The sequence below is a fragment of the Rhodococcus sp. G6(2025) genome, assembly GCF_058628105.1.
In genome coordinates this window covers 225657-238431 of sequence record NZ_CP179751.1, presented here as the reverse complement: position 1 = coordinate 238431, position 12775 = coordinate 225657, and the positions used below count along the sequence as shown (strand labels likewise).

The 12775-nt window shown below is 65.1% G+C and carries 15 protein-coding genes and 1 pseudogene; 14 read left to right on the top strand and 2 right to left on the bottom strand.

Annotated elements, in window-relative coordinates:
- Positions 1–97: 97 nt before the first annotated feature.
- From ACLIVD_RS38150 to ACLIVD_RS38110, 9 genes are all read left to right on the top strand, one after another.
- Positions 98–967 carry a hypothetical protein gene (locus ACLIVD_RS38150; protein ID WP_491933171.1) on the top strand — a complete coding sequence of 290 codons (870 nt, stop codon included), beginning with the start codon at positions 98–100 and terminating at the stop codon, positions 965–967.
- A 119-nt stretch (positions 968–1086) separates the two neighbouring features.
- Positions 1087–1995: a C39 family peptidase gene (locus ACLIVD_RS38145; protein ID WP_491933170.1), complete on the top strand. Its 909-nt coding sequence runs from the start codon at positions 1087–1089 to the stop codon at positions 1993–1995.
- Positions 1996–2170: 175 nt separating this feature from the next.
- On the top strand, positions 2171–2584 hold the full coding sequence (locus tag ACLIVD_RS38140; RefSeq protein ID WP_491933169.1) for a hypothetical protein: 414 nt from the start codon (positions 2171–2173) through the stop codon (positions 2582–2584).
- Positions 2585–2722: 138 nt separating this feature from the next.
- Complete coding sequence (locus ACLIVD_RS38135) at positions 2723–3265, top strand: RNA polymerase sigma factor (protein ID WP_491933168.1); 543 nt, start codon at positions 2723–2725, stop codon at positions 3263–3265.
- A 91-nt stretch (positions 3266–3356) separates the two neighbouring features.
- On the top strand, positions 3357–4427 hold the full coding sequence (locus ACLIVD_RS38130; RefSeq protein WP_491933167.1) for a PDDEXK nuclease domain-containing protein: 1071 nt from the start codon (positions 3357–3359) through the stop codon (positions 4425–4427).
- A gap of 74 nt (positions 4428–4501) precedes the next feature.
- A complete protein-coding gene (locus ACLIVD_RS38125) occupies positions 4502–4744 on the top strand; it encodes a hypothetical protein (protein WP_491933166.1) in 243 nt (80 codons plus the stop codon).
- Positions 4745–4907: 163 nt separating this feature from the next.
- Positions 4908–6584, top strand: a complete 1677-nt coding sequence (locus ACLIVD_RS38120) for a ribbon-helix-helix domain-containing protein (protein WP_491933165.1) — start codon at positions 4908–4910, stop codon at positions 6582–6584.
- A gap of 470 nt (positions 6585–7054) precedes the next feature.
- Entirely contained in the window at positions 7055–7351 is a 297-nt protein-coding gene (locus tag ACLIVD_RS38115; protein ID WP_491933164.1) for a hypothetical protein, read from the top strand.
- A gap of 405 nt (positions 7352–7756) precedes the next feature.
- On the top strand, positions 7757–8098 hold the full coding sequence (locus ACLIVD_RS38110) for a hypothetical protein (protein WP_491933163.1): 342 nt from the start codon (positions 7757–7759) through the stop codon (positions 8096–8098).
- 570 nt (positions 8099–8668) lie between these two features.
- On the opposite strand, the gene ACLIVD_RS38105 is transcribed toward ACLIVD_RS38110, so the two are convergent.
- Together ACLIVD_RS38105 and ACLIVD_RS38100 are read right to left on the bottom strand one after the other, a co-directional pair.
- Positions 8669–8896 carry a hypothetical protein gene (locus tag ACLIVD_RS38105; protein ID WP_491933162.1) on the bottom strand — a complete coding sequence of 76 codons (228 nt, stop codon included), beginning with the start codon at positions 8894–8896 and terminating at the stop codon, positions 8669–8671.
- Positions 8897–9468: 572 nt separating this feature from the next.
- Positions 9469–10503, bottom strand: a complete 1035-nt coding sequence (locus ACLIVD_RS38100; RefSeq protein ID WP_491933161.1) for an NADP-dependent oxidoreductase — start codon at positions 10501–10503, stop codon at positions 9469–9471.
- Between the two features lie 277 nt (positions 10504–10780).
- Between ACLIVD_RS38100 and ACLIVD_RS38095 the strand changes: the two genes are divergently transcribed.
- From ACLIVD_RS38095 to ACLIVD_RS38075, 5 genes and pseudogenes are all read left to right on the top strand, one after another.
- On the top strand, positions 10781–11263 hold the full coding sequence (locus ACLIVD_RS38095; protein WP_491933160.1) for a nuclear transport factor 2 family protein: 483 nt from the start codon (positions 10781–10783) through the stop codon (positions 11261–11263).
- Positions 11260–11721, top strand: coding sequence for a DUF3237 domain-containing protein (locus ACLIVD_RS38090; RefSeq protein ID WP_005255880.1), 462 nt, complete (start codon positions 11260–11262; stop codon positions 11719–11721). Before ACLIVD_RS38095 ends, ACLIVD_RS38090 begins: the two co-directional genes overlap by 4 nt.
- Positions 11722–11964: 243 nt before the next feature.
- Positions 11965–12150 (top strand): annotated as a pseudogene (locus ACLIVD_RS38085) (hypothetical protein); the annotation flags it as partial.
- 100 nt (positions 12151–12250) lie between these two features.
- Positions 12251–12559: a hypothetical protein gene (locus ACLIVD_RS38080; RefSeq protein WP_491933530.1), complete on the top strand. Its 309-nt coding sequence runs from the start codon at positions 12251–12253 to the stop codon at positions 12557–12559.
- Positions 12493–12762, top strand: a complete 270-nt coding sequence (locus ACLIVD_RS38075) for a transposase (protein ID WP_491933516.1) — start codon at positions 12493–12495, stop codon at positions 12760–12762. The genes ACLIVD_RS38080 and ACLIVD_RS38075 overlap by 67 nt, the downstream gene beginning before the upstream one ends.
- Positions 12763–12775 lie beyond the last annotated feature (13 nt).

Sequence of the window (12775 nt, the reverse complement as noted above, 5' to 3'; positions counted from 1 at the left end):
AAGTCCGGGAACCTTTCGGACCATTCACCGCATCTAACTCTCGACAGCACAGGGAACACGCTTCCCGGCCAATACCTTCGACGGACAAGGATTCGAGATGAGCAACCCCCGCGGCGCACAGGACAACCCGACCACCACCGGCACCACCTCGCCCAGCCCCAACCTGACCGGGGACCCGCAGGACGCCACCTACACCACCGCCACCGCCGGAAGCGAGCAGCCGCCGGTGGCAGCCGACCCAGTCGGAGCCGGTACCGCTCCGGACCCCATCGCCACCGACACCGACCCGGGAACCGGCACCGCCGGCGAGACCGATCTGGGCGCCGGCACCGGCGGGGAGTACTACTCGCCGCGCGACGTCGACGGCGACGGGAACGTCGACCTGATCCACACCCGCATCGAGGGGGTCGAAACCATCACCCACATCGACGAAGACGGCTCCATCACCCTCGTCGAGCAGGACACCGACGGCAACGGCACCTACGAAACCGGTATCGCCCCCACCGCCACCGGGATCCGCCTCGCCGAGGACCTCGACGACGACGGAACCGTCGACCTCGCGACCCACCTCGACCCGACCACCGGCGCACCGGTCCGCCAGGACGTCATCGAGGACGGGCGGATCACCGACACCCGGCTCGACACCACCGCCGACGGCAACCCGGACGTGCACCTGATCGACAGCAACGGCGACGGACGCTTCGACACCGCCCTCCTCGACACCGACCTCGACGGCATCACCAACGACACCCTGGTCGACACCACCGGGGACGGCACCTTCGACCTGCGCACCGCCGACACCGACAACGACGGCACCCAGGAGTCCTTCGACACCGCCACCGACGGGCACCTCGGGTCGATCGAGCAGTTCGAAGCCCTCATCCCCGCAGAGGACCACTACCACGAGCAGGCCGACACGTACCCGACCGAGACGCCGGCCGACCAGACGGTCACCGACCTGGCCTGACCCCACCCCTGGGCGCCGCGCGGGCGGCGCCCACCAGCCTTCCTCCGGCCGATGGGTGCAGTACACCCCGCACCCACCCGACTTATGTTGCGGCCGAACCTCACACCGGGAGAGCACGAATGGATGACATCGCCGCGGATCTGGACGCAGCAGCCTGGTCCGCCAGCCCGCTCGACGACGACACCTACCTCGGCGAACCGGTCCCGATCGACGAGATCCCCGAACCGGTCTTCGAGGACGACCCGTTCGTCGAGGTCGCCGACGGGACGGGAACGGTGGACCTGTCCGTCATCGACCTGAGCACCCTCGACCCGGAGCTCGCCGAGCCCCCGCCACTCTCCCCGCCGCAGGACGCGACCGAACCGGCGGTCGACCCGGACACCGCACCGGATTCCCCGGTCGACGGTGCGGGCGGGGACGGGGTGTACGGGGACCCGGTGGAATGGTCGGTGAACTGGTTCTTCCAACAGGTCGACGGCTACTGCGGGCCATCGAGCGCCGCCCAAATGATCGCCCAGTACACCGGCGTCGTCATCGACGACCCCGAACAACTCGTCGACCGGGCCCTCGAACTCGGACTCATGCAGGACGGCGACCCCGCACAGGGCATGACCTTGCCGAACCTCGAGATCCTCCTCGAGGACCAAGGGGTGCCCTGCACCGTGCAGGACAGTTCGATCGACGACCTGAAAACCAAGCTCGAGGACGGCTACGGGGTGATCGCGATGGTCGACTCCGGGGAGATCTGGAACCCCGACCAAGAAGCCGGGGAAGACGAGACGGCCGACCACTTCCTCATCGTCGCCGGCATCGACGAAACCCGCGGAGTGGTGATCCTCTCCGACCCCGGCGCCCCGAACGGCAACCAGCTCGAGGTGCCCATCGACCAGTTCGAGGACGCATGGGCGGACTCGGGCCGCAAAATGCTGGTCGCCGACACCCCCGATCCCGACCTGGCCGACCACCCGGACCCGGTGACAATGTCGGTGGCCGCACCCGATCGCCGGTGGGCGATGATCGACCTGTAGCGGTAGTCGCTACCCACCGACAACAGGTTGGGCGTGCACACTGGAGAGGCCATCACCGACATCGGGTGGCGGTGCTCCGAAAGATGCGGGCGGCTCGGCGGGAACCTTTCGCCGGTCCGATGCATCCAACAAGTGTGAGCGTCCGTGTCGGCGCCGACATACTGAGGGAAACGAGGTGAGAGCAGCAGTGGACGACGACTCCGTCCTTGCAGCACTGGGGGTATCGGGCGCGCTGCCGCCCGTGCCCGACGAGGTGTGGGCGCGCGCCCTCGAGGTCGCCCTCGACCCCACCACCGCACCCGTCGACACCGACCTCGTCCCCGACATGGACGACGTACCGGTCGTACCCGAGGACGACGACATCATCCTGCTCGACGACGACACCGACCTCGACACCGATGGTGACGACGGCAACGTCCCAGGCCCGGAACTCGATACCGACGCCGACACCGACACCGATCTCGACCTACCCGCCGGACAGGACTTCGATCTCGGCGACGACAGCGCCGACCCCTCCACCCTCGGCGCCGACGACCCCACCGACCTCGGCATCGACCTCGGCGGGCACCACGACATCGACCCGCTCTAACCACCAGCACGCCCCCACCACCCCGGGCGCGGTCGGACACCAAAATCCTGGCTCGGGCGGCTGTATGTGACGGCGGGTACGATTCTCCCGGCGCCCGGGGGCGGCAACGACAGTGATCACGGCACGGGGGGACCAGACATGGACGACGCGGACCTGATCGCGGCGTGCCGAGCCGGCGATCACCACGCCTTCGCCGAACTCGCCGGCCGCTACCGCACCAACGCCTGGCACGTGTGCCTGCAGATCACCGGCAACACCCACGACGCCGAAGACGCCCTGCAGGACACGCTCACCGCCGCCTGGCAGAACCTGCCCAAATTCCGCGGCGACGCCCGCTTCCACACCTGGCTGCACCGCATCGCCGTCAACGCCGCCCTCGCCGTCGTCCGACGCAGCAAGACCACCGACAGCCTCGACGACACCGACGGCGACTACGGCATCCTGCTCGAAGACCCCGCACCCCGATTCGACGAGCAAATCACCACCATCGACGCGGTCCGCCGCGCCCTCGCCCAACTCCCCGAAGACTTCCGCGTCGCCATCGTGCTCGCCGAATTCGCCTCCCTGCCCTACGCCGACATCGCCGAACACCAAGGCGTCACCGTCGCGACCGTGAAAACCCGAATCCACCGCGCCCGCAAACAACTGGCCACACTCCTCGCACCCGCAATCGACCCGTGAGCCGACCACACATGATTCGTCCGCAACGCACGGTACGCCTCGGCCCGTGCCGAAACCCTCGTGCTTCCGGTCAGTACGAGAGGATGGGCCGGTGAGTGACTCCGGACTGCTCCCCGACGACTACCGCGACTTCCTCGAGCACCTCAAAACCCAGGTCCGACAGGCCCGGGTCCGGGCCACACGCGTGGTCAACACCGAGTTGCTCCTGCTGTACTGGGACATCGGCCGCGCGATCCTGGACCGCCAGGCAGCCGAGGGGTGGGGGAGCAAGGTCATCGACCGACTTGCCGCCGACCTGCGGTCCGAGTTCCCCGAGATGCGCGGGTTCTCACGCAGCAATCTGCACTACATGCGGAAGATCGCCTCGGCATGGCCCCGGAGCGCATTCGTCCAACAAGCTGTTGGACAAATCCCGTGGGGACACGTGACCGTGCTGATCGACCGCCTCGACGACCAGCCTTCACGCGACTGGTACGCGGCCGCGGCGTTCGAGCGGGGCTGGTCCCGCAACGTCCTCACCCATCAAATCCGCAACCGACTCGACCAGCGGATCGGGGCAGCACCATCGAACTTCACCGACCACCTGCCCACCGATGACTCCGACCTGGCGCAGCAACTGGTCCGCGACCCGTACGTCTTCGACTTCCTGGATCTGACCGACAGGGTCGCGGAACGCGAACTCGAGGCCGCGCTGATGGCCCGATTGGAACGATTTCTGCTCGAGCTCGGGCACGGCTTCGCGTTCGTCGGCCGGCAGTACCACTTCGACGTCAACGGCGACGACTTCTACATCGACCTGCTGTTCTTCAACTGGATCCAGGCCCGCTTCGTCGTGGTCGAGCTGAAGGTCGGCCGGTTCGAACCCGAGTACGTCGGCAAACTCGGCTTCTACGTGTCCTGGATCGACGACAACCTGCGCGACCACAACCAGCACGCGCCGACCATCGGGATCCTGCTGTGCGCCGGACGCAACGACAACGTCGTCCGCTACTCCCTGGCTGGAACCACCGCACCGTTGGCGGTCGCCGACTACACCTACGACACCCTGCCCGCACCGGTAAGGGAACTCGTCCCCACCGATGACGAACTCGCCTCCGCAATGGGGGAAACCCTCACCCACCTGGCGGAAACCCCCTCATCACGCGCCGACACCGAGCAATGAACCCGCTGATGCCGGCCGACCGGAGACGAGCCAGCGACATGAATGAGCTATCCGAACCGGATGGCAACATAACAATGCAAAATTGTAAAGTTGGTGACACGACGGAACCCGCGCAGAACAACGCCGAGAACCAGACCCAGCCCGCAGACAACGCGCCGCAGCACACCGAAAACGGCTTCGGCACCTACGAGTGGGATCCCGAGCGCGGAATCGTGTTCCGCATGGACCTCGACCAGTTCGGCACCATCGGCGGCGTCCCCGTCAGCCACTACACCCCGCCACCCCCGGCCCCATACACACCGCTCAACCTCTCCTGATTCAGTCACACGCCCGCGACGCCAGCACCCACCCCCCGAGTGCTGGGGCACAAACTATCTCGCAGCCACCGGGCTCGCCGGGACGCACAGCCCGAGTATGGCGGCGACCGGTGCCATGGGGTGCGAATCGAGGTCCCCGACCGGACCGGAACAATGGCCGGTGATGAGCGAGACAAACATGGGCCGCGTACCAGTGGGGGATCCGATCCCGCTCCGGTTCGACCCGACCACCAAACAACGCCTCGAGGAGTTGGCCGCCGACATCGGCCCGCGCCGCTTCGGGGCACTGGTGCGGGTCGCCGCACGACGACTTCTCGCCGACCCCGACCGGGTGCCCGACGCCCTGAACCAGGCCAGGCGCGCCTCCGCCGACGCCCGCCGCATCCCCTGGGCGGAAAGACCTCTCGACCTCGACCCCGCCACCAGCACTCGCCTCAACGAACTCGCCCACGAGTTCCACACCGACCGCAGCGCGATCGTCCGCGTCGCTGTGCACCGCTTCCTCACCGGTGCAGGCCGATTCCGGCACCCGGTGCTCCGCGAAAACGCCCGCACCGATCTGACCTCCCGCACCCGCGTGTACCTCAACCGCTCCACCCTGGTCCGACTCGAAAAGCTGATCAGCCGCAACGGCGACGCCCCCACCGCCGCGGCCATTCGGGTCGCGGTCCGCCGACTCCTCGACGACCCGGAAGACCTCACCGCCGACCTGGCCACGATCGGCACCGCCCGCGACCTGACCCCGGAAACTCTCGGCCCGCGCACGAACGTGCACTTCGACAACGAGCTGCGCGACCAACTCGACGCCCTCGCCGGTCGGCTCGAGTCCGACCGCGCCGAACTCATGCGCTTGGCCGCCCGCCAGCTCCTGGCGAACCCGCGCGACCTCAAGAAGGCGGTGACCGAGGAGATCTACCGCGGGGACGCCAACCGGGACCTGCTGATCGCCCGGGACACCCGCCGTCGGCAGGCCGCGGCCGCCGACCAACCTGCCCACGCGCCTACACGAGCACCGAGTCCGCAGGGGAACCCGTTCGGGCGCCGGCACGTCTACCGATTCGACGAGGACACCAAACGCCGCCTGGAGAAGTTGGCGGACGACTACGGTCCCCGACGGGTCTCCGCGCTGCTCCGCGTCGGGATTCGCACGCTCATCGCCTACCCGGCGGCCGATGAGGCTCTGGCGCAGGCACGCCGGGCCGACGCCCAGGCCCGCGCGCTCCCGCACGACCCGGTCACCCTGAAGCTCGACTCTCCGACGGCCGCCTGCTTCCGCACACTCGCCGCCCGCTACGAGGCGTCGCCGCGAGACCTGGTCGCGGTCGCGGTGCACCGACTTCTCGCCGCCCCCGGCCACCACCGGCCAACCCTGATCGCCGAGTCCGCCACCTCCGGGCTCGACGAGAAGTTCAAGGTGTCCCTCCGCCCATCCGCCCGACGCGACATCGAGCAACTTGCCGACCGACACGGCACACGATTGAGCTCGGCGTTGGTGCGCGTCGCGGTGCGTCGACTCCTGGACAACCCCGCCGACCTCGCCGGCGACCTGGAAAACATTGCGCCCGTGCACGACCTGCGCCCGGCGGAGCGCACGGCCCGAGTCGACGTCGCCCTCGACGACGAACTCCTCGCACACCTCGACGCCCTCGCCGACCGGCTCGGCTCGAACCGCCAAGAGTTGGTGTATCTGGCAGCCCAACGCATTCTCCGCTTCCACAACAACATCGAAGACCGGATGCTCGACGAGATGTTCCGCGCTCAAAACAACCGGAAACACCTGCTGGCCAAACATGCCCGCCGCGAGAGAACCCGTCGGAAAGATCGGGACGACACTGTGTGACCTGCGAGCATGGATTGCGGTCGGCCCCGCACCACCGGAGGGCTCATGTCTCGGTTTCTGTGTCTCGCCCTCGTCGCATCGACAGCGGCCGCCGCACTGTTCCTGACCGCGGCGCCCCGCACACGGCACACCGACCGCTCCTACACGGTGCACATGGCAGAGCTTCGTCCTCGGCGGTCTGTCGATGTCTGCCCCCGGGTTCGGTGACTACCCGTCAGGCGGAGATGGTGTGCCGCCTGCTCGGCGGATTCGCTGTGTGGACTTTGCCGTACGGGGACCGGAGGCGCCCACACCCCTGCCGTCGGGCGGACTCGAAACACCCGCAGAGCTGAATCCGGATTCTTTGATTCGCGGCGGAGATCGGCAGGTTGAAGTGAACGGCGCGCTGTGACGGCAGTGGGGTCGCATGGTGCCGTCGTCAGCAGTACCGGTGCAGCGATTGCCAATACACTTGGCGGATGGACGCCAACGTGAGCATCGAACGTGACGAGATCGCGAAACTGATCGGCGGGTACACCCGATCGAGGGACCATGCTCGAATCGCCGCGAAAGAAATCTTGGACGCCGGATACCGCAGGCCCCGTATCATCACGACCAGCATCGAACTGGAGTCGCTACCTGCTGGCACGGTCGTCCGCTCGGAAGCCGGAACGATCGCCGCCCGATTCGACCTCGAGCACGGTGTGGTGTTCGGAGACGACCGACCATTCCCCTGGAACGCATTGGCGCTACCCGCCATAGCCCTGTATACCCCTGAGGGTTCGTGAATCCTCGGAAGGGTGGTGTGATCCCGGGCGCCGAGCGCCAGGGCGTCCTCATAGCGTTGAAAAACCGTAACGCTGCCGAGGAGTAGCGGGCTGTGTCGTGGCCGGCCTTCTTACTGGAGTATCTGTGGGGCAGATGTGGGAGGTGACCGGCATGTCCACGAAACACCATCCAATAGTGGGGAACTGAGGGCGCGGGGCGGTCGACGGCGCAGGAGGTGCTTGCGCCGCACGGTAGGAGGTGGCCGACGCTCTCCGGTTTCGTGTCGTACCGCGAACGCGGTACGCGAGTGCACCGGATTGGCCGACGAAGCGTAAGGCACGCCGACACGCCTGTTGCTCAATGCGCGGAGAATGTTGGCCTTGTGTCACAGTCGAATTCGTAGCGATCACTGATACGATTGACCGATGGGTTCTGACGTGAGCGTTGACCGTGACGCACTAGCCGGACTGATTCTCGCTGCCACCGCAGATGCGGCGTCGATGATCTTCCCCGGCACCGCCGACTACCTCGCGGACGAGCTTCTTACCGCCGGCTACCGCAAACCCCGCACCATTGTCACCGCCGACGGGCTAGAGGCTCTGCCGAACGGTGCTGTCATTCTGTCTGAGCAGGGCGGCGTGTGGGAGCGCCAAGAAGGCCAGGCTGGGTCGCTGTCGTGGGTCGAGGCAACACAGGGGCGGGGGTCTCCGCAGCCTTCGGATGAGATCGCACTGCCGGCCACAGTGATACACCTTCCCGAGGCATGACCCCGCAAAAGCGAGGCGTGATCCCGGACGCCGAACGTCGGCGCATTCTCGCGGCGTTGGATGCCCGTGATGTTGTCGATATGGAGCTGCGCTGCTGTCGTGGCCGGCCTTCTTGCTGGGGGTTCGGTGCGGCAGCTGGCAGAGGTGACCGGTATGGCCACGAACACCATTCAGCGGTGGGTCATGAGGGTGGTTGGCCGCGACCGAATAGAAGGGCTGCACGCCTCTCTGGCGTGATCAGGAAGTCTTGCAGGTCTCTCTCGCTGATTTTCCAGGGAAGGAATTGCTTTGAACGAACCAACCGGCCGGGTCGGCAACCGCTCGTACTGGATTGATCAACGCCCGCGCCGAGACCGTGCATTCTGCGTGACGGGAACGTCGATGTGTCGGCCTATACCCGTCCCGCAAGGTCTCGGTGGACACCGAAGACACGGCGACGAAACGGTTGATCGGCTCCTGCTACAAGGGCTACATCGGACGAATAGTGAACCCGGACATGTGGACTGCGTCACCGCCGCCGACGCGACGCCGAGGAAGCCCGCAAGTCCGTCAATCGGGAGCTTTACGCTGTCATTGCGGTTTTTGAAACGAAGTTAACTTCGCGAGGCAGTGTTCCCGAAGTTGCTGTCTCATGGTCAGGTCGAGGCCGGAGGAGAGCCGCTTTTCCACCATCCACAGCACGCGTTGGTAGAAAATTATTGGGGTTATTCCGAACTCAGTGAAGATGTAATAGTCACCGCCACCATAGCGTCTCCACCGTAGGGCAAAGCCCAACAACGCATGGTCGTAGGTATCCATTTGGTTCTCCGTGGTGTCGATCTCGGTAAGCCGAGAATGATGGCGACCGTGGCTCAGGCTGCTGGCGTCCCTCGAGGAGAAGAACCAGTCAACGTCTCGGTGGTTGTTTTGTCCCCGTTTTCCCAGGTCCGCAGCGTCTCGCCGCTGATGCCGAGGTCCGAGGCCACGGCTGCGTAGGTGCGGGGTGCCGCCGCCTGCGTGATACAAAGCGAACGCATCCCGGCGGAACTTCTACGAACCGTTGTCGGGTCCACTCCCAGAGGTAGAAGAACGAGGAGGGGTGTTCGCGTGGGACGTCAGTCCCAGCACACGGTTCCCACTATATCGGGGCCCTGGTTGATGGCGGCCGGTCAACTTTTCGAGTCAAGTCTGTGAGGCATCAGCAAGCGACAGAACACCATAAAGCTGAGGTAATCGAGTGCCGCACTGTAGGATCATTCGAGAGGACTGGTGCGAAGCGGCCCCGGGGGTGCGGGTGCTATACCGCCAGCCGAGCAGGGCATCGCCAGAAATGTCGATGAGGCGCGCCTGGTGCGACTTGTCTGGGAGCCCAGCCGTCTGACGTTGTTCGGTTAGTCGGTAATCACCTTGACCACGACCTTCCCTTTGTTCTCGCCGGCGAGACTGCGGTTGAGAGTATGTCTGGCATGCTCCAGACCGTCGATCACTGTCTCGGCGGAGCGCAGGGTGCTGGCGCTGAGAGCCAGGGATAGCTGTCCAATGATCTCTGCGTACTGATCCACGTGATCGAAAACGATGAACCCTCGCAAAGTTGCCCGCTGCATAAGCAGCTGACTGACATTACGTAGGCCGCGTTGGGCGTTATCTCCGTTGTAGTCGTTGTACTCGGAAACCAGCCCGCAGAGCGTGATTCGTGCCCCAATGTTCAGTCGGCCGAAAACGTGGTCCATGATCTCGCCGCCAACATTTTCGAAGTCCACGTCGATACCTTCAGGTGTGGCGTCGTCGAGTTGCTTCTGCCAGTCACCAGCATGCCGGTCAATACACGCGTCAAAACCCAACTCTTCTACCAGGTATCGACATTTCTCGCCGCCACCTGCGATACCGACCACTCGGGCCCCCCGCCGCTTTGCGAGCTGACCTGCAATAGAGCCCACTGCTCCGGCCGCGGCGGATACAAAGAAAGTCTCTCCCGGTCGAGGGTCACCGAACTCAACGCCAAGGTACGCCGATATTCCGGTGTGACCCAGGACTCCGACGAACGCGGGGAGGGGGGCTGGTAGCGGATCGGGTAGGACTGTGAAGGACATGTCTTCACTCGCTGCATCAGCTACGCAATAGTCTTGCCAGCCTGTCAATCCCACAACAAACGAGCCGACAGGAAGATCGTCCCGTCGGCTGGCGACGACCCGCCCCACACCGGCCCCGCGCATGACGGCGTTCAATTCGACCGGGGGGATATAGGAACGCATCGCACTCATCCACACACGATTTGTGGGGTCGACCGACAAGTAGTGCGTTCGAATAAGCGCTTGCCCATCAAGGATCTCGGCAACCGGCTCTTCCAGCCATTCCAAATTATCGGCAGTTACTTCCCCCTCCGGACGACTCCGCAATCGGTAGAGCCGGTTGGTCAAAGTACTCATCACATCTCCTTAAGGGGCGCATGCGGAATGCCTCTCGAGCTCGCCGGAATGCGGCTTCGCGGGCACCCTGTCCAGTCGATCCTTGGGCCGACCACCCTGAGATTAGACTCACAGTCGTCGATAATCAACACACCGTCCACAATTGCGATGAAGGCCTGGCGCGCACACCGCCGAATGGTGTCGACACACTGTTGACTATCACCGACAGGACGGGCATTCTTTGATGCTACGGCGGCTGGCGCATCAGTCGTCGCCAGAGCCCACCAAGGAGGCGGCTGTGAGTACACAAGCGGAGAATCGCAAGGTAGTGGATGGTTTTTGGGGAGACCTTGAGAGCGGGCCACCGACCGGGAAAGAGCTGGAGACTTGGAAAGGCTGGTTTGCCGAAGATGCTGTTTGGGAGATGCCGTTCGCCCCTGAGCCGCTCGCGAAGACGGTCCCCGGCCGCCAACTCATCGGCCACTTCATCGACTGGTTTTTCAAATCCGTGCCCGACCTGAGGATCGACTCCTTGGTTGTGCACGACACGACTGATCCAGAGCTGTTTGTGCTCGAGCTACACGGGAAGGCGACCGTGACGCAGAACGGAAACGTGTACGCGAACACGTACTGCACACACATGCGAATCAGAGGCGGCAAGGTGGTCATGATTCGCGAGTACTTCGATCCGAACATCGTCGAACAAGCCTTCGGCGTCGAAGTCATTGCGGAGGGTATGTCCCAGGTGATGGCAGCCGCAGGCCTGGAGGTGAGCAAGTGAAGCTCATCCCGGAATTCTCGTACACCGCAGAACTCGCTGCGCCGCAGGTCGTCGGTCCTGGGCCGTACGGCGTGCGGCAGGTCCTCCCCGTTACTGGCGGCACTGTAACGGGCGATCGACTGAGCGGTACAGCAGCCATCGGCGGCGGTGACTGGCTCCTGGCTGGAGATGACGGATTCGGGCGGCTAGATGTGCGCGCTCAGTTCAATACCGACGACGGTGCCGTCATCTACATGAGCTACCAGGGCCTGGTCGAGGTGACCGAAGCTGCTGCAGCCGCCTTGACCGGCGCGGACTCGAGCACGAACTTTGGCGACCATTACTTTGTGACTACTCCGCGCCTCGAGTGCGGGGACGCTAGGTACGGCTGGGTCAACCAGACCATCTTCGTGGGTCAAGGGCGAGTGACACCCGGACCCGTCATCGAGTTTCAGGTCTTTCGCGTGGCCCTGCAGTAGGAGGATCTGGACTGCAGCCGGCGGGCCGCACATCGCCTGTAAGTGTGATGTGCGGCCCGCCGCTTTTCGGGCGAAGTTGGAAGGCGTGACAGAGACCTCCAAGTAAGCCACGCAGCCTCTTAGAACTAGTTGCTCGACCCAGATGACGGCGCTCGCTGAAGATGGATCTGGCGCACTTTCCGTGAAGATTCTGGGCGTGTCGTCACGGCCTGCTGACCTGCGGCGGGTGAGGATCATCGGCGTGTGATTTCGAGAGTGTGCAGGCATTGTTGGCCCCGTCTGGTCGGTGTCGTCATTGCCGGCGTCCGGAGGGTGGGTTCGACCATCCGTGTCGCTGCCGAACCGACAGGCGAGCGGGGTCGGTGCCCGCGTTGTGACGGCGAGTCCGCCCGGGTGCATTCCCGCTACCGCCGACAGCTGTCGGATACCGCGATCGGTGGGCACCCGGTCACGATCGATATCCGAGTCCGCCGATTCTTCTGCGACACCACCGACTGCACAAAAGACTTTCGCCGAGCACATCCCCGGTTTGACCCAACCCTGGGCGCGGAGAACCCCGGTGCTGGGTGCGGTGATCTCCGCGATCGGGTTGGCCGGGGCTCGCCGGGCCGGGGCCCGCCTCGCCTCGCGGCGCGGGATCGGCGTCGGCCGTGACCACCTGCTCCGATCCGTGCGGGCGATACCGGACTCGAAGGCCCGCGACGTCCGCGTCCTGGGCATCGACGACTTCGCGATCCGTCGCGGGCATATCTATGGAACGGTCGTGTCGATATCACCACCCGCACACCGATCGATCTGCTCGGCGATCGGACCGCGGAGACCGTCGCTACCTGGCTGAAGAAGCATCCCGGCACCGAAATCGTGTGCCGTGACCGCGCCGGCGCCTACGCCGACGGCATACGATCGGGTGCCCCCGACGCCGTCCAGGTGGCCGACCGCTGGCACCTGTGGCACAACCTCGCCGAAGCTGTGGAAAAGACGGTAACCCGACACCGCGCCGATCTCCGCCCGTCCTCGACGAGACCGAGGCGGATGAAGTAGACAAGGGCCCGGA

Coding starts and splice junctions, on each gene's coding strand:
- ACLIVD_RS38150 (WP_491933171.1), top strand. CDS start 98: ATGAGCAACCCCCGCGGCGCACAGGACAACCCGACCACCACCGGCACC.
- ACLIVD_RS38145 (WP_491933170.1), top strand. CDS start 1,087: ATGGATGACATCGCCGCGGATCTGGACGCAGCAGCCTGGTCCGCCAGC.
- ACLIVD_RS38135 (WP_491933168.1), top strand. CDS start 2,723: ATGGACGACGCGGACCTGATCGCGGCGTGCCGAGCCGGCGATCACCAC.
- ACLIVD_RS38125 (WP_491933166.1), top strand. CDS start 4,502: ATGCAAAATTGTAAAGTTGGTGACACGACGGAACCCGCGCAGAACAAC.
- ACLIVD_RS38120 (WP_491933165.1), top strand. CDS start 4,908: ATGAGCGAGACAAACATGGGCCGCGTACCAGTGGGGGATCCGATCCCG.
- ACLIVD_RS38110 (WP_491933163.1), top strand. CDS start 7,757: ATGGGTTCTGACGTGAGCGTTGACCGTGACGCACTAGCCGGACTGATT.
- ACLIVD_RS38105 (WP_491933162.1), bottom strand. CDS start 8,896: ATGGATACCTACGACCATGCGTTGTTGGGCTTTGCCCTACGGTGGAGA.
- ACLIVD_RS38100 (WP_491933161.1), bottom strand. CDS start 10,503: ATGAGTACTTTGACCAACCGGCTCTACCGATTGCGGAGTCGTCCGGAG.